Annotated in this window: 14 protein-coding genes and 1 rRNA gene; 9 read left to right on the top strand and 6 right to left on the bottom strand. The window is 71.7% G+C overall.

The window, feature by feature from the left end:
* Positions 1–91: ribosomal RNA gene (gene rrf / locus ACFUO4_RS10640) — 5S ribosomal RNA — on the top strand; the annotation flags it as partial.
* Positions 92–165: 74 nt separating this feature from the next.
* Here rrf and ACFUO4_RS10645 read toward each other — a convergent pair.
* The 5 genes from ACFUO4_RS10645 to ACFUO4_RS10665 are packed head-to-tail and all read right to left on the bottom strand — an operon-like array spanning position 166 to position 5,734.
* Positions 166–1,479: a DUF58 domain-containing protein gene (locus tag ACFUO4_RS10645; RefSeq protein ID WP_383482441.1), complete on the bottom strand. Its 1,314-nt coding sequence runs from the start codon at positions 1,477–1,479 to the stop codon at positions 166–168.
* Positions 1,479–2,471 carry an AAA family ATPase gene (locus ACFUO4_RS10650; protein ID WP_383482444.1) on the bottom strand — a complete coding sequence of 331 codons (993 nt, stop codon included), beginning with the start codon at positions 2,469–2,471 and terminating at the stop codon, positions 1,479–1,481. The genes ACFUO4_RS10645 and ACFUO4_RS10650 overlap by 1 nt, the downstream gene beginning before the upstream one ends.
* A complete protein-coding gene (locus ACFUO4_RS10655) occupies positions 2,468–3,661 on the bottom strand; it encodes a DUF4350 domain-containing protein (RefSeq protein WP_383482446.1) in 1,194 nt (397 codons plus the stop codon). The genes ACFUO4_RS10650 and ACFUO4_RS10655 overlap by 4 nt, the downstream gene beginning before the upstream one ends.
* Positions 3,658–4,419 (bottom strand): DUF4129 domain-containing protein, encoded by a 762-nt coding sequence (locus ACFUO4_RS10660; protein ID WP_383482449.1) that lies wholly within the window; start codon positions 4,417–4,419, stop codon positions 3,658–3,660. Before ACFUO4_RS10660 ends, ACFUO4_RS10655 begins: the two co-directional genes overlap by 4 nt.
* 4 nt (positions 4,420–4,423) lie before the next feature.
* Positions 4,424–5,734 carry a hypothetical protein gene (locus ACFUO4_RS10665; protein ID WP_383482452.1) on the bottom strand — a complete coding sequence of 437 codons (1,311 nt, stop codon included), beginning with the start codon at positions 5,732–5,734 and terminating at the stop codon, positions 4,424–4,426.
* A gap of 140 nt (positions 5,735–5,874) precedes the next feature.
* Here ACFUO4_RS10665 and mtnA point away from each other — a divergent pair, with 140 nt between their 5' ends.
* The 8 genes from mtnA (at position 5,875) to ACFUO4_RS10705 (ending at position 15,200) form a co-directional block, all read left to right on the top strand.
* Positions 5,875–7,017 (top strand): S-methyl-5-thioribose-1-phosphate isomerase, encoded by a 1,143-nt coding sequence (gene mtnA / locus ACFUO4_RS10670; RefSeq protein ID WP_383482455.1) that lies wholly within the window; start codon positions 5,875–5,877, stop codon positions 7,015–7,017.
* Between the two features lie 43 nt (positions 7,018–7,060).
* On the top strand, positions 7,061–7,246 hold the full coding sequence (locus ACFUO4_RS10675) for a hypothetical protein (protein ID WP_128112403.1): 186 nt from the start codon (positions 7,061–7,063) through the stop codon (positions 7,244–7,246).
* 108 nt (positions 7,247–7,354) lie between these two features.
* Positions 7,355–8,044 (top strand): two-component system response regulator MtrA, encoded by a 690-nt coding sequence (mtrA, locus tag ACFUO4_RS10680; RefSeq protein WP_187284748.1) that lies wholly within the window; start codon positions 7,355–7,357, stop codon positions 8,042–8,044.
* A 1-nt stretch (position 8,045) separates the two neighbouring features.
* Positions 8,046–10,136, top strand: a complete 2,091-nt coding sequence (gene mtrB / locus ACFUO4_RS10685) for an MtrAB system histidine kinase MtrB (protein WP_383482460.1) — start codon at positions 8,046–8,048, stop codon at positions 10,134–10,136.
* Positions 10,126–11,970, top strand: coding sequence for an LpqB family beta-propeller domain-containing protein (locus ACFUO4_RS10690; RefSeq protein WP_079309701.1), 1,845 nt, complete (start codon positions 10,126–10,128; stop codon positions 11,968–11,970). Before mtrB ends, ACFUO4_RS10690 begins: the two co-directional genes overlap by 11 nt.
* A gap of 278 nt (positions 11,971–12,248) precedes the next feature.
* Positions 12,249–13,247, top strand: coding sequence for a ComF family protein (locus tag ACFUO4_RS10695; RefSeq protein ID WP_383482463.1), 999 nt, complete (start codon positions 12,249–12,251; stop codon positions 13,245–13,247).
* A gap of 311 nt (positions 13,248–13,558) precedes the next feature.
* Positions 13,559–14,251, top strand: a complete 693-nt coding sequence (gene hpf / locus ACFUO4_RS10700; protein ID WP_128112193.1) for a ribosome hibernation-promoting factor, HPF/YfiA family — start codon at positions 13,559–13,561, stop codon at positions 14,249–14,251.
* 202 nt (positions 14,252–14,453) lie between these two features.
* On the top strand, positions 14,454–15,200 hold the full coding sequence (locus tag ACFUO4_RS10705; protein WP_079309703.1) for a response regulator transcription factor: 747 nt from the start codon (positions 14,454–14,456) through the stop codon (positions 15,198–15,200).
* Here the strand turns inward: ACFUO4_RS10705 and ACFUO4_RS10710 are convergent.
* Positions 15,186–16,352 carry a winged helix-turn-helix domain-containing protein gene (locus tag ACFUO4_RS10710; RefSeq protein ID WP_383482468.1) on the bottom strand — a complete coding sequence of 389 codons (1,167 nt, stop codon included), beginning with the start codon at positions 16,350–16,352 and terminating at the stop codon, positions 15,186–15,188. The genes ACFUO4_RS10705 and ACFUO4_RS10710 overlap by 15 nt on opposite strands.
* Positions 16,353–16,365: the final 13 nt, after the last annotated feature.

Consider the following 16,365-nt stretch of genomic DNA (forward strand, 5'->3'; position numbering starts at 1 on the left):
GCCCGGTTACATTCCGAACCCGGAAGCTAAGCCTTACAGCGCCGATGGTACTGCAGGGGGGACCCTGTGGGAGAGTAGGACGCCGCCGAACAAATTTTAGAAAAGGCCCACGCCACTAGGCGTGGGCCTTTTTGTGTTTCCGGGGACGGAAGCCCGCCCTCCCTATTACAGGCGTCCCGCCGTCTTGAGAGCCAGGTATGCGTCCGCGAGGGCCGGCGCCAGATCATCCGGTGTCGCGTCGACGACCGTCACACCGTGTCGGCGAAGTTGGTCCGCGGTGCGATGACGTTCGCCTTGCGCCTGTGCGGCGGCCGCGGCCTCGTAGACGGCGTCGGTGTTTCCGCGAGATGCCGCCATGCGGGAGACGTGAGGGTCGGCCACCGATGCCAGGAGAACCGTATGGCGTTGGGTGAGTTGGGAGAGGACGGGGAGCAGGCCCTCCTCGACAGGGGCTGCGTCGAGGGTCGTCAGTAGCACGATCAGGGAGCGGCGGGGGGCCGTCCTGAGTGCAGTGGCCGTAAGACCGCGTGCGTCTGTTTCGACCAGCTCCGGTTCGAGTGTGGCCATGGCGTTGACCAGGGACGGGAGGACGTCCTTCGCCGAGCGGCCCTGGACCAGGGCGCGGACGCGGCGGTCGTAGGCGAGGAGGTCGACGCGGTCGCCGGCTCGGGAGGCGAGTGCCGCCAGGAGCAGGGCCGCGTCCATGGAGGCGTCGAGGCGTGGGGCGTCGCCCACGCGGCCTGCGGAGGTGCGGCCGGTGTCGAGGACGACGAGGATGTGGCGGTCGCGTTCGGGACGCCAGGTGCGTACGGCGACTGTGGACTGGCGGGCTGTGGCGCGCCAGTCGATGGAGCGGGTGTCGTCGCCGGGGACGTACTCGCGCAGGCTGTCGAATTCCGTGCCTTCACCGCGGGTGAGGACGCTGGTGCGGCCGTCGAGTTCGCGGAGGCGGGCGAGTTTGGACGGGAGGTGCTTGCGGCTGGTGAAGGGGGGCAGGACGCGTACCGTCCAGGGGGCTTTGTGGGTGCCCTGGCGGGAGAAGAGGCCCAGTGGGCCGTAGGAGCGGATCGTCACTCGGTCTGCCTGGCGGTCGCCTCGGCGGGTGGGGCGCAGGCGGGTTGTGACGCGGCGGCGTTCGCCCGGGGGGACGGTGAGGCGGTGGCGGGAGGCTTCGACCTCGGTGCCGGGGAGCCAGCTGCTGGGGGGCCAGGCGTCGCGCAGGTGGGCGCGGAGGGGACGGCGGCCTGAGGGGTTGGTGACGGTGAGCGTCACGTCGGCCGTCTCGCCCAGCCTTACGGAGGTGTCGCCGGAGCGCGTCAGGCCCAGGCGTCGTACGGGGGCCGCCAGGGCGAAGTCGCAGGCGCAGGCCACCGCCAGGGGGGCGTTCACGGCGAGGAGGCCCGTGAGGCTGGGGTCCCAGATGCCTACGGGGATCGAGCCCAGGGCCGCGAGGAGTGCGGCGCGTCCGGTGAGTGCCATCAGCGGGGGACGGGGACGTGGGCGAGGATCGCGTGGATGACGGAGTCGGCTGTCACGCCTTCCATCTCGGCCTCCGGGCGCAGTTGTACGCGGTGGCGGAGGGTGGGGAGGGCGAGGGCCTTCACGTCGTCCGGGATGACGTAGTCGCGGCCGGTGAGCCAGGCCCACGCGCGTGAGGTCGCGAGGAGGGCGGTGGCGCCTCGGGGGGAGACGCCGAGGGTGAGGGAGGGGGATTCGCGGGTGGCTCGGCAGATGTCGACGACGTAGGCCGTGATCTCGGGGGAGATCGTTGTTTTGGCGACTGCTGCGCGGGCTGCTTCCAAATCTGCGGGGCCCGCTACCGGGCGTACGCCGGCGGCTTGGAGGTCGCGGGGGTTGAAGCCTTCGGCGTGGCGGGTGAGGACGTCGATCTCGTCCTGGCGGGAGGGGAGGGGGATCGTGAGCTTGAGGAGGAAACGGTCCAGCTGGGCTTCGGGGAGGGGGTACGTGCCCTCGTACTCGACCGGGTTCTGCGTCGCCGCCACCAGGAACGGGTCGGGGAGCGGGCGGGGGGTGCCGTCGACCGTGACCTGACGCTCCTCCATCGCTTCGAGGAGGGACGACTGGGTCTTGGGGGGCGTGCGGTTGATCTCGTCCGCGAGGAGGAGGTTGGTGAAGACCGGGCCGGGCTGGAACGAGAACTCGGCGCTGCGGGTGTCGTAGACGAGGGAGCCCGTCACGTCGCTCGGCATGAGGTCGGGGGTGAACTGGACGCGCTTGGTGTCGAGTTCGAGTGCGGATGCGAGGGCGCGGACGAGCAACGTTTTGGCGACTCCGGGGACTCCTTCAAGGAGAACGTGTCCGCGGCACAGGAGTGCGACGACGAGGCCCGTCACGGCGGGGTCCTGGCCGACCACGGCTTTGGCGATCTCGGCGCGCAGGGCTTCCAGGGAGGCCCGGGCGGCGCTCGGGTCCCCGGGGTACCCGGCGTTGTCAGTGGTCGGGGCCATCATGGACGGCGTACCTCTCTTTCGAGGGCGTCGAGTCGGTCGGCGAGCAAGACGAGGGCGGCGTCGTCGCTGGGCGGCGGGCCGAAGAGGAGGGCGTGCAGGGTCTGTCCGTCGCCGCGGAGGTGGGCGGACAGGGCGGGGAGCAGAGCCTCGGGCGCGTGCGCCTGGGTGACGGGGACGCCGACGAGGGGGGCGAGGCGGGTGCGGGTGGTGGAGCGAAGAGCGGTGGCCGCGCGGTCACGGGCGTTGGCCTTGCGGTAGAGGCGGGCGCGGCCTTCGACGGCTTCGGAGGCGCGGATCGCCACGGGGAGTCTTTCGGGCACCAGGGGGCCGAGTCGGCGTGCCCGCCAGAGGGCGGCCAGGGCTGCGGCGACGAAGAGTTGGAGCGTGCCCCATTTCCAGCCTGCGGGGAGCAGGTCGAGGAAGCTGCGTTCGTCGTCCGCGCCGGTGGCCGACGCGTCGGAGAGCGAGGGGAGGTACCAGACCAGATGGGGGCGGGAGCCGAGGAGTTGGAGGGCGAGGGAGGCGTTGCCCTGCTCGTCGAGGCGGTCGTTGTAGAGGATGTCGGGCGCGCCGAGGACGACGGTGTCGCCGCCTCCGGTCACCGGGAGGCGCAGCAGGGTGGCCAGGCGTTCGCTGGGGTAGCAGGCGTCGGCTTCGAGGTGGGTGGTGCTGTAGCGGATGCCGCCGGTGTCGGCGGCGCCGGCGCGCTGGGCGGCGGGCAGGTCGCAGTCCGGTCGGAGGGTCGAGCTGATGCTGGTGGCGGGGTCCGCGGTGACGTCGGGGGCGAGTCGGCCGACGGACCAGCTGCCGGGGGCGACGAGGACGGTGCGGCCGCCGGAGGTGACGGTCGACGCGTGCAGCAGGGTCTGTTGACGGTGCGTCAACAGGTCGGGGACCGCGATCAGGAGGGTGGTGTCCGGGCCGGCGGCGGCGCGTGCCTCGTCCAGGGTGGTGACCACGCGCGTGGACACCCCTCGGTCGGCGAGGAGTTCGGCGACGGCGCGGCTGCCGAGGTCGTCGACGGAGCGCGGGTCGAGGGTGCCGTGTCGGGCGTCGGAGCGGATCACGGCGATCGCGACGGCCGCGGCCACGAGGAGGACGGCGGCGAGTGCGATGCCGCGCGAGCGGGTCCAGACCTGGCGTGCGGTGGGCGAGACCGAGGTGGGCGGGAGCGTGGCCTCGGTGGTCATTCGGCGGCTCCCTGGCGGGTGTTGTGGGCCGCGCTGGGGATGCTGCTCGTGAGCTGGGGCTTGGTGCGGTCGAGGTCAGCGTCGAGTTCGGTGATGCGGCGGTACGACTGCTCGCCGGCCCTGCGGCCGCCGTACGTGACGTCGTCGAAGTCCCCGGCGGCGGCGCGGAGCCGGTCGGTGTGGGACGGGAGGACGCGGCCCGCTTCCGCGGCGGCCTCGTCGGCGGTGCGGCCGGGGCGGACGTCGAGAAGGGCGCGTTCCTCCAGGGCGCGGACGATGGCCCGCATGCGTTCCTGGACGGCCTGGTTCCAGTGGCCCTGGGCGGCGTGTGCCTCGGCGGCCGCGCGGTGTTCGGCGGCGCTGCGGGGGCGGTCGTCGAACAGGGCGGCGGAGGGGGTGGGTTCGCGGCGCGGGGTGCCCAAGCGCCACCACAGTGCGCCCAGGACGGCGAGGACGGCCAGGACGATGACGACCAGGCCGAGCGTTCCTCCGGGCGTCGCGGTCGCGGCCGTGTCGAACAGTTCGCCGACCCACTTCCAGAAGGCGTTGAGGGCGCGCTGGAACCAACTGGGGTCGTTCTCGTGGTACATGCGCTTGGACAGCTCACGTCGAGCCGCCTCCCGCGCGGGGTCACGCGGGACGGTCACCGGCGGTTCGTCGCCGGAGCGCGCCGACGAGAGCAGGACGGTGTCGCCGACGCGCACCACCACGCGGGACGGCAGCGGTACCGATGTGAGAACTCCCCCCGTCAGGCTCACCGCATCAGCCTCCGGCGGTGGAGCCGGGCGTGCCGGAGCCGTAGTCCTGGAGGCCGGCCGCGCGGGCCAGTTCGAGGTCGAGGGCCTCGCGGCGGATGCGCTGGTCGATGTAGAGGAGCACCGTGACGCCGGCCGTGATCGGGAAGGTGATCATGGCGCCGATCACCGAGCCGATCCCGCTGACGACGAGGAACGTCCAGCCGAGGTCGCCGCCGCTGTTGAGGAACCCGGTGAAACCGTCGCCGCTGAGGGCGGCGGCGAGGAAGGTGAAGGGGATGACGACGATCGACGCGACGACGTTGGCGATGATCGTGGCGAGCAGCTGAATGCCGAAGACGCGCCACCAGGAGCCGCGGACCAGCTTCGCGGACCGGCCCAGCGACTTGACGATGCCCTGCTTCTCCAGCATCAGCGCGGGGGAGGCGAGGGAGAAGCGGATCATCAGCCACAGGGCGACGAAGCCGGCGCCGAGGCCGCCGAGGACCGCGAGGGCGGCTCCTCCGTCACCCGATCCGGCGATGGCCACGAGGATGCCGGGCAGGATCCCGACCGCGACGACGCCGAAGGCGATGAGCACCAGCAGGAAGATCAGGCCGAACAGCTTGGCCACCTGCGGGCGGGCGTCGCGCCAGGCTTCGCCGGTGGTCACCGACTTGCCGAGGACCGCGCGGCTGGTGACGGTCGTGAGCAGGGCGGTCGCGGCGACCGTGCCGATCAGCGAGATCAGGAAGACGACACCGGAGCTGAGCATGGCGTCGCCCATGGCCCGGGTGAGTTCGTCGAGGGTGGCGCTGGGGTCGTCGAGGGCTTCGGTGCTGGTGTCGTTGAAGACCAGGCCCTCGAGGAGGATGACGAGGATCTGCGTGACGACCGCGACGGTCAGGGAGATGCCCAGGACCGTGCGCCAGTAGGTGCGCATGGTGGAGACCGCGCCGTCGAGGATCTCGCCGACGCCGAGGGGGCGCAGCGGGATCACGCCGGGCTTGGCCGCGGGCGGCGGTCCGCCCCAGCCGCTGCCCCAGCCGCCGTAACCGCCGTATCCGCCGGGGGCGTTGGGGCCCGACGGGGGGCGGTTGCCCCAGCCCGGGCCGGGCGGTGGGGGTGGCGGGGTCTGGCCGGGGGCCGGGGGGCCGGTCGGGGCGGACCACTGCGCGGCGGGCGGTTGCTCCTTGGACCACTTCGAGCCCTGCGGGTCCTGGCCCGGCTGCTGCGCGGGGTCGGGGCGGTCCGTCTGGTCGGCAGGGCCGGAGGCACCGGGCTCCTGCCCGTCGGACGGGGCAGATCCGGGCGAGGCCCAGCCCGGAGTGTCTTTCATCGTCGCTCCTTCACGGTGCCCGTCCGCGGTCGCGGCGGCAGGTTGGCAGCCATCGTGCCATGGGGTGGTCACCGGGGGACCGGCCGCGGTATCGGCTGCACACCTTCAATTGTCCGCCGGATACGGGGCAGACTGATCGCATGGCTGATCAGTACGCGCAATCCGGCGAGGACAACCGGCCGACCGAGATACCGGCGATCCGCTGGGAGGAGCCACCAGAGGGGCCTGTGCTGGTCCTGCTGGACCAGACGAGGCTGCCGGCAGAGGAGGTCGAACTGGTCTGTACGGATGCGCCGGCACTGGTGGAGGCGATCCGGTCGCTCGCCGTGCGCGGGGCGCCGCTGCTCGGGATCGCGGGTGCGTACGGGGTCGCGCTCGCCGCCGCGCGCGGCTTCGACGTGGACGACGCCGCGAACGCGCTCGCGGGTGCCCGGCCCACCGCGGTGAATCTGGCCCTCGGCGTGCGCCGGGCGCAGGCCGCGTACCAGGCCGGGCTGGCCAGGAGCGGGGATGCCGGGGAGGCCGCGGTGGCGGCGCTGGTCGCGGCGCGGGCGCTGCACCGGGAGGACGCCGAGGCCAGTGCGCGGATGGCGGAGCGTGGGCTGGCGCTGCTGGACGAGCTGTTGCCCGGTGGCGGGCACCGGATTCTCACGCACTGCAACACCGGTTCGCTGGTGTCGGGTGGTGAGGGGACGGCGTTCGCGGTGGCGCTGGCCGCGCAGCGGGCGGGGCGGCTCAGGCGGCTGTGGGTGGACGAGACACGGCCGTTGCTGCAGGGCGCCCGGCTGACGGCGTACGAGGCGGCGCGCACCGGGATGGCGTACACGCTGCTCACCGACAACGCGGCGGGCTCGCTGTTCGCGGCGGGGGAGGTGGACGCGGTGCTGATCGGGGCGGACCGGATCGCGGCCGACGGGTCGGTGGCGAACAAGGTGGGGAGCTATCCGCTGGCGGTGCTGGCGCGGTACCACCATGTGCCGTTCATCGTGGTGGCGCCGCTGACTACGGTGGATCCGGACACGCCGGACGGGGCGGCCATCGAGGTGGAGCAGCGACCTGGGTTCGAGGTGACCGAGGTCGCGGTGCCGCAGGCCCCGGTGACGGGTGCCGGTGGCGGGGTGCCGGTGGCGCCGCTGGGGACGCAGGCGTACAACCCGGCGTTCGATGTGACGCCGCCCGAGCTGGTGACGGCGATCGTCACGGAGGAGGGCACGGTGTCGCCGGTGACGGCCGAGGCGCTGGCGGAGCTGTGCGGCAGGGCGCGGCGGGTGACGATCGGCTGAGAGGGGCCGGGATCCCGTTTCAGTGGGGGGCGGGGTTGTCGGCGTGAGGGGGAGGCGCGTGGTGGAGCGGGGCTGGGACGACGACAGTGACTATCGGCGGGCGGTGCGCCGGGCCTGGGGCATGGTGGCGCTCGCCTCGTGCTGCTCGCTGCTGGTGGTGGTGCTTGTCGTCCTCGCCGTGCTCGGTGCGGGTGTGTTCGTTTTCCTCGTGGAGGCTCTCGGCGGGTAGCCGGACGATCACCTCGCAGCGTGGGCAGACAGTGACCGCCCGGTACGACTAAGGTCACTGGCCGGTGAGCTATCTCACCACTGCCTTCGCCACTGTTATGAGAATGGGATGATGTCGTTTATGAAGGGACGAGTCCTTGTCGTCGACGACGACACCGCACTGGCCGAGATGCTCGGCATTGTGCTGCGTGGTGAAGGTTTTGAGCCGTCTTTCGTAGCCGACGGCGACAAGGCGCTGGCCGCGTTCCGGGAGAGCAAACCCGATCTGGTGCTGCTGGACCTGATGCTGCCCGGGCGGGACGGCATCGAGGTGTGCCGGCTGATCAGGGCCGAGTCGGGCGTGCCGATCGTGATGCTGACGGCGAAGAGCGACACCGTCGACGTGGTGGTCGGGCTGGAGTCCGGCGCCGACGACTACATCGTGAAGCCGTTCAAGCCGAAGGAGCTGGTCGCCCGCATCCGGGCGCGGCTGCGGAGGTCGGAGGAGCCGGCGCCGGAGCAGCTCGCCATCGGTGACCTGGTCATCGACGTGGCCGGGCACTCGGTGAAGCGGGACGGGCAGTCGATCGCGCTGACGCCGCTGGAGTTCGATCTGCTGGTCGCGCTCGCGCGCAAGCCGTGGCAGGTGTTCACACGCGAGGTGCTGCTCGAGCAGGTGTGGGGATACCGACACGCCGCCGACACCCGACTCGTGAACGTGCATGTGCAGCGGCTTCGCTCCAAGGTCGAGAAGGACCCGGAGCGGCCCGAGATCGTGGTGACCGTCCGTGGTGTGGGATACAAGGCAGGACCCAGCTGACATGTCCGGAGACAGTGCCGCTTCGTCGCCCGGACGGACCGGGGCGAGTACGGGGCGGCCTGTCGGGCGCACGGCGGGCGGCTCCCGCTGGGAGCGCTTCTTCGAGGGCGGCCTGCTCCAGGGCGGCGTCCAGGGCAGCCCGGTCCTGCGGTTGTTCATGCGCTGGGTACGGCGGCCGCTGCTGCCCGTCATGCGGCTGTGGCGGCGCAACATCCAGCTCAGGGTCGTCGCCACGACCCTGCTGATGTCGCTCGGTGTCGTCCTGCTGCTCGGATTCGTTGTCATTGGCCAGGTGCGCAACGGCCTGCTGGACGCCAAGGTGAAGGCCTCGCAGAGCCAGGCCACTGGTGGTTTCGCGTCGGCCAAGCAGAAGGCCGACACGGCGTTCACCGCGAACGGGGACGACGGCGCGGACGACCGCTCCAACCAGAACGTCAGCTCATGGATGGGCGACCTGGTGGAGTCGCTCTCCAGCGGCGGCCAGGGTGCCTTCGACGTCGTCACGCTGCCCGCGGCCGGTGACGACAGCGGCGGCCGCGGGCCGCGTGCCTCCGGCGGGGTCGACCCCACCGCCAGCGTCCCCGACGACCTGCGGGAACGCGTCGACAGCGACAGCAGCCTGGCGGCCCAGAAGTACACCCGCATCCAGTACACCAACGGTGACGAGTCGCAGCCGGCGCTGATCATCGGCAAGCAGGTCGACGACCCGAACGACGACCCGTACCAGCTCTACTACCTCTTCCCGCTCACGCAGGAGGAGAAGTCGCTGAGCCTGGTCAAGGGGACGCTGGCGACCGCCGGGCTCTTCGTCGTCGTCCTGCTCGGGGCCGTCGCCTGGCTCGTGGTGCGCCAGGTCGTCACGCCGGTGCGGATGGCGGCCGGGATCGCCGAGCGGCTCTCCGCGGGCCGTCTGCAGGAACGTATGAAGGTCACCGGTGAGGACGACATCGCCCGCCTCGGTGAGGCCTTCAACAAGATGGCGCAGAACCTTCAGCTGAAGATCCAGCAGCTGGAGGACCTGTCGCGGATGCAGCGGCGGTTCGTCTCCGACGTGTCGCACGAGCTGCGGACGCCGCTGACCACCGTACGGATGGCCGCGGACGTCATCCATGACGCGCGCGAGGACTTCGATCCGGTGACCGCGCGGTCGGCGGAGCTGCTCGCCGACCAGCTGGACCGGTTCGAGTCGCTGCTCGCCGACCTGCTGGAGATCAGCCGGTTCGACGCGGGCGCGGCGGCGCTGGAGGCGGAGCCGATCGATCTGCGGGAGGTCGTGCAGCGGGTCGTCAGCGGTGCGGCGCCGCTCGCCGAGCGCAAGGGCACGCGGATACAGGTGCGGGGCGACCAGCAGCCCGTCGTCGCCGAGGCGGACGCACGCCGGGTGGAGCGGGTGCTGCGCAACCTGGTCGTCAACGCCGTCGAGCACGGCGAGGGCAAGGACGTCGTCGTCAAGCTCGCCGCGGCGGGCGGGGCGGTCGCGGTCGCGGTGCGCGACTACGGCGTCGGGCTCAAGCCCGGCGAGGCCACGCGCGTGTTCAGCCGCTTCTGGCGGGCCGACCCGGCACGCGCGCGTACCACCGGCGGTACGGGTCTGGGGCTGTCCATCGCCCTGGAGGACGCGCGGCTGCACGGCGGCTGGCTGCAGGCCTGGGGTGAGCCGGGCGGCGGCTCGCAGTTCCGGCTGACGCTGCCGCGGACCGCGGACGAGCCGCTCAGGGGCTCGCCGATACCGCTGGAACCGAAGGACTCACGTCGTAACCGTGGACTTAATGACGCCGGACTGCCGCGCGGGGCGGGCGGCGGGGAGAAGCGCGCCACCGTACCGGTGCAGCCGGCGGGCGAACAGGCGCCCGCGCGGGCGCCGCTCGCGCCCCGGCTGAACGCCGCGCCCCCCACTGCCGACCCCACCGCGCTGCCGGGCAACGGCGCGCGCGTGGTGCCGCGGCCCACCGGGGGCGCACGCCCGGCGGACGACAGCGTGGCGGACGCGCCGTCGCAGGACGCGCCGGCGCCCGAGGCCCCGGCTCCCGATGCCCGGAACGCCGGGTCGGAGGACCGCAGCAAGCAAGGGGAGGCCAGCCGTGGGCGCTGACCGTGTGGGGGACGGCCGGCGGCGGAAACCGGTGCGCACGGTGGCGTACGCCGTCTGTGGCGCCGTACTGCTGGCGGGGTGCGCCTCGATGCCCGACAGCGGGGATCTGCGCGACGTGGAGTCCACGCCCCGGCAGGACACACAGGTGCGGGTCTTCGCGCTGCCGCCCCGCGAGAACGCCGGGGCCAGGGAGATCGTGGACGGCTTCCTCGAGGCGCTGACCAGCGACGATCCCCATTTCGAGACGGCGAAGAAGTATCTGACCGGGGACGCCGCGAAGGCCTGGAAGCCCGAGGCGTCGCTGACGGTGCTGGAAGAGGGGCCGGGGGCGACTCCGGAGGGGGTGAACGGGCGGGACACGCAGTCCGAGTCCTCGTTCCGGCTGTACGGCGACAAGGTCGCCACCGTGAACGGGCAGCAGACGTACGCGCCCGCCGCGGGCAGCTACGACAAGCCGCTGCACCTCATCCGTGAGAAGAAGAGCCATCAGTGGCGCATCGACGCGCCGCCGCCGGGTGTCGTGATGGGCAAGTCGGACTTCCTGCGCAACTACACGTCGGTCAACAAGTACTACTTCGCCTCGAACACGCCGTCCGCCACGGGCGGGCAGCCGGTGGCCGTCGCCGACCCCGTGTACATCCGCAAGAAGGTCGACCCGATGACGCAGACGGTACGGCTGCTGCTCGCGGGTCCCTCGCGCTGGCTCGACCAGGTCGTCAGATCGAGCTTCCCCACGGGGACGCAGCTGAAGCTGGGCAAGGGAGTCACCTCGTTGACGCCCGACGAGCAGAACAAGTTGACGGTGCCGCTGAACGCCCGGGCGAACCGGGTCGGTGCGGGCCGGTGCCAGGAGATGGCCGCCCAACTGCTCTTCACGCTGCAGGACCTGACGCCCACGGGCGTGGACGACGTAGCCCTCCAGGGCTCCGACGGCACGCAGCTGTGCACGGTCAACGCGAGCGACGCCGAGAACGCCGTGGTGCACGGGGTGGGCAAGAACGAGTACCAGTACTTCCTCGACGGCAAGCACCGGCTCGTGCGGCTGCCGAGCGAGAGCAGCAGTCCGGACGTGACGCCGGTGCCCGGTGCGCTGGGTGAGGGCGCCAAGGAACTGCGGTCGGCCGCGGTGTCGCGGGACGAGCGGATGGCGGCCGGGGTCACGTCCGACGGCAGTGAGCTGTACGTCGGGTCGCTGGTGTCGGGTGCCTCGCTCGGCGATCCGGTGCTGCACAGCGACGGCAAGACGCCGAAGGACCGTCTCACCACGCCCAGTTGGGACGGCGACGGCAACCTGTGGGTGGCGGACCGTGATCCCGACCGGCCCCGGCTGCTGTTCCTGAAGGACGGCGCGGGGGAGCCGATCGAGGTCTCGACTCCGGGGCTGGACGGGCGTGTCGACGCGGTGCGGCTGGCCGCCGACGGTGTGCGGATCGCGCTCATCGTGGAGAAGGACGGCAAGAAGTCCCTCTGCATCGGGCGCGTCGAACGGGACGACAAGACGGACGAGGGTGCCGTCTCCGTGGTCGAACCGCGTTCGGTCACACCGCAGTTGGAGGAGGTCACCGCGATGTCCTGGGCGGGTGACAGCCGCCTGGTGCTGGTCGGGCGCGAGCGCGGTGGCGTGCAGCAGATGGCGTACGTCCAGGTCGATGGCTCCACTCCGGTGGGGTCGCCGCCCGCCGCGCTGACGGGGGTGAAGGCCCTCGCCGCGTCCGAGGAGGAGCAGCTGCCGCTGGTGGCGTACTCCGAGGAGGACGGCATCGTCCGGCTGTCGGCGGGGTCGAAGTGGCAGCAGGTGGTCAAGGACGGGACGGCGCCGGTTTATCCCGGGTAGCGGTTCTTCCTGGGGAGCGGGTCATCCCGTGGTGGCGGGTCACCCGGGGCGGCGGGTCGCCCCGGGGTAGCGGGTCGCCCCGGGGATTGCGGCTCATCCCGGGGATTGCGGCTCATCCCGAGCAGTGGTTCACCCCGGGGACAGCGGTCCATCCCGAGCAGTGGTTCACCCCGGGGACAGCGGTCCATCCCGAGCAGTGGTTCACCCCGGGTAGTGGGGGAGGAGCCGGTTATCCACAGGGGTGGTCGGGGGGCTCGCGCGTCGGCACAGTGGTGGGCATGCGGGGGTGGTGGCGGGATCTCAAGGATCTGGTGCTGCCGGCCGAGTGCGGGGGCTGCGGGATGCCTCGCGCGGTGCTCTGCCCGGAGTGCCGCGCCGTCCTGAGCGGGAACGCACCGCGCCGGGTGCGACCGGTGCCGGAGCCGGTGGGGTTGCCGCCGGTGCATGCGGCGGCGCCGTATGCCGACGAGGTGCGGGCCGTTCTGCTGGCCCACAAGGAACGCGGCGTGCTGGCGCTCGCGGGGCCGTTGGGGACGGCTCTGGCGGGATCGGTCCGGGCGGGGCTGCGGGCGGCGCAGACGCGGGGGCAGGGGGCTTGGGGGAGGCCTGGAGAGGGTTCGGTCGGGTGGGAGTCCCGGGGCCCGCTGCTGGTGCCCGTTCCGTCCTCGCGTACGGCCGTGGCGGCGCGCGGGCATGACCCGGCGCGGCGGATCACGCTGGCGGCGGCTGCGGAGCTGCGGCGGTCCGGGGTGCCGGCGCGGGTCCTCTCGGTGTTGCGGCAGCGGCGCGGCGTTGCCGACCAAGCGGGGCTCAACTCCCGGGAGCGGCTGGACAATCTCGCCGGCGCGCTGTCGGTGGTCCCCGGCGGTGGGCGGCTGTTGCTCGCAGGCCCGGTCGTGCTGGTCGACGACGTCATGACGACGGGGGCATCTCTTGCGGAGGCCGCGCGGGCCGTGCGGGCCGTGCGGGCGGCGGTGGCCGAGGAGGCCGGCGGGGCGGTTGAGGGGTTCAGGGGGAGGCGCGCGTATGGGGGAGAGGCGGTGGTGCGGGCGCGGGGCAGGGGAACGGGCGGATGTGGAAATGGTGTGACTGCCGTGTACGGGGCTGTGGGTCGGGAAGGCAGAGGGGGAGATGGCGGATGGACGGGGGCGAGAGCGGGTGAGCAGGGCGGACGGGCGGGAACGCGGGGTGCGGGGCTCGGCGTGGGCCGTGGTGACGTCATCTGCGCCGCTGTGGTCGCTGCGTCGCCGGATGCATTCGAAATAAACCGGAACTGACCATCAACTTGCATCGTTGCAGGTAATGAGAGAACCAATTCACCTGAACGGAGGTACGCGGCGGTAGAGGGTGACGACATCCGTCCGGGCGAGATATGTTCGGTTGTGAGGAAAGGCCCAGGCCACGCCTCTCATATCCGATTGCCGTGCTGCGGGTTTTTCACTATCACCCGCGCTGGTGGAGTGGAGATCTTGCCCGCGGGGGAGGAGGTGGAAGTCACCGAGTCCGAGGTTCCGGGACTCACCGGAGCCTGGTGCAAAAGGGAGATGCTCCGCCGTCGCAGCGGAGCGATCCGGGAACGGAGTTCTGCGTGGACATCGTCGTCAAGGGCCGCAAGACCGAGGTGCCCGAGCGGTTCCGCAAGCACGTGGCCGAGAAGCTGAAGCTGGAGAAGATCCAGAAGCTCGACGGCAAGGTGATCAGCCTCGACGTCGAGGTGTCCAAGGAGCCCAACCCCCGACAAGCCGACCGCTGTGACCGAGTGGAGATCACGCTCCGCTCCCGCGGTCCGGTGATCCGGGCGGAGGCGGCGGCAAGCGATCCGTACGCGGCGCTCGACCTGGCGGCGGAAAAGCTGGACGCCCGCCTGCGCAAGCAGCACGACAAGCGTTTCTCGCGCCGCGGTGCGCGCCGGATCTCGGCAGCCGAGGTCGCCGACCACGTCCCGGGCGCGGCCACCCTCAACGGCAACGGCCTCCCCGTCCATGACGAAGAGCCGGACGGCGTCCCCACCAAGAAGATCGGCTCGCTGGAAGTGAAGGGCGAAGGCCCCCTCATCGTCCGCGAGAAGACCCACGTCGCCTCCCCGATGACCCTCGACCAGGCTCTGTACGAGATGGAGCTGGTCGGGCACGACTTCTATCTGTTCGTCGACTCCGAGACGAAGGAACCGAGTGTCGTCTACCGACGGCACGCCTACGACTACGGCGTCATCCACCTCAGCACGGACCCCATGGTCGCCCAGGCGCAGCCCCCCGCGGCCGGTGGCACGCTGGGTGGCTGACCGCCCGGCCTGACGGCTGAGCCGGTGCCCCTGGAGCGCGTGTGCGCCCCCAGGGGCACCGGTGTGCGACCACTTCGCGCCCCGCTCGGTCACCGCGGTGTCGTCCGGGCATGAAATCATGGCCGCACCGGCCCAACCGCTGGGCCGTTGCCTTGGGTTGGCGATGGCACAGGACCAGCCACAGCCTTCAGGGGGAGGAACGATGGCGGACAGCTTCGGACCGATGCAGGACGGAGATGCCGGCGACGGCGTCACCGGCTTGGGCCCGGACACGGGCTCACCACGCAAGGAGCCGATCCGTGTCCTGGTCGTGGACGACCATGCCCTCTTTCGGCGGGGACTGGAGATCGTGCTCGCGGCCGAGGAGGACATCCAGGTCGTGGGCGAGGCGGGCGACGGCGCCGAGGCCGTCGACAAGGCCGCCGACCTGCTGCCCGACATCGTCCTGATGGACGTACGGATGCCCAAGCGGGGCGGTATCGAGGCCTGCACCTCCATCAAGGAGGTCGCCCCCAGCGCGAAGATCATCATGCTGACGATCAGCGACGAGGAGGCCGACCTCTACGAGGCGATCAAGGCGGGCGCGACCGGTTATCTCCTCAAGGAGATCTCCACCGACGAGGTGGCCACCGCCATTCGCGCGGTCGCCGACGGACAGTCGCAGATCAGTCCGTCCATGGCGTCGAAGCTGCTCACCGAGTTCAAGTCGATGATCCAGCGGACGGACGAGCGGCGGCTCGTGCCCGCGCCGCGGCTCACCGACCGTGAGCTGGAAGTGCTCAAACTCGTCGCAACCGGAATGAACAACCGGGATATCGCCAAGGAGTTGTTCATCTCCGAGAACACCGTGAAGAACCACGTGCGCAACATCCTGGAGAAGCTTCAGCTGCACTCCAGGATGGAGGCCGTCGTCTACGCGATGCGGGAGAAGATCCTAGAGATCCGCTAGCGCCTTGGTCAGGGGCGCGCGCAGTTCGGGCGCGTCCACCCGCTCCACGCGCACGTCCGTGCAGTCCACCCAGCTCGCCGCCTCGGCCAGTGCCTGCGCGACCGCCGGGACCGCCTTCGGGCCGTCCAGCGTGACCTGCCGGGCCACCAGGGTGCGGCCCTCCCGCGCGGGGTCCACGCGGCCGACGAGACGGCCGCCGGCCAGGACCGGCATCGCGAAGTAGCCGTAGACCCGCTTCGGCTTGGGGACGTAGGCCTCCAGGCGGTGGGTGAAGCCGAAGATCCGCTCCGTGCGCGCGCGTTCCCAGATCAGGGAGTCGAACGGCGACAGCAGCGTCGTACGGTGGCGGCCCCGCGGCGGAGTCGCCAGGGCCTCCGGGTCGGCCCAGGCGGGCTTGCCCCAGCCCTCGACCGCGACCGGGACCAGAACCGAGTCGGCGATCACCGCGTCGACCTGCTCGGCCTTGAGGCGGTGGTAGTCGGCGATGTCCGCGCGCGTGCCGACCCCCAGCGACCGCCCGGCCAGCCGGACCAGGCGGCGCAGGCACTCGGCGTCGTCCAGCTCGTCATGGAGCAGCGCCTGCGGGACGGCGCGCTCCGCGAGGTCGTACACCCGCTTCCAGCCGCGGCGCTCCACACAGACGACCTCGCCGTACATGAGCGCGCGCTCCACGGCGACCTTGGTGCCCGACCAGTCCCACCACTCGCTGGTCTTCTTCGCGCCGCCCAGCTCCGTGGCCGTGAGGGGGCCCTCGGCGCGGAGCTGCTTGATGACCTGTTCGTAGGTGCCCTCGGGCAGGTCGTGGCTCCAGTGCGGGCGGTCGCGGTAGGCACGGCGGCGGAACGCGAAGTGCGGCCACTCCTCGATCGGGAGGATGCAGGCCGCGTGGGACCAGTACTCGAAGGCGTGGGTCTCGGTCCAGTAGGCGTTCTCGACGGTCTTGCGGCCGACCGCTCCCAGGCGGGCGTACGGGATGAGCTCATGGGAGCGGGCGAGGACCGAGATGGTGTCGAGCTGGACCGCGCCGAGGTGGCGCAGGACGCCGCGGACACCGGCCCGGCGGTCGGGGGTGCCGAGGAAGCCCTGGGCGCGCAGGGCGATGCGGCGGGCTTCGTCGGCGGTCAGTTCGGTCGAGGGACGCGGGCTCGTCATGAGGGGGACGATA

The sequence above is a fragment of the Streptomyces sp. NPDC057280 genome, assembly GCF_042668605.1.
GTDB lineage: Bacteria > Actinomycetota > Actinomycetes > Streptomycetales > Streptomycetaceae > Streptomyces.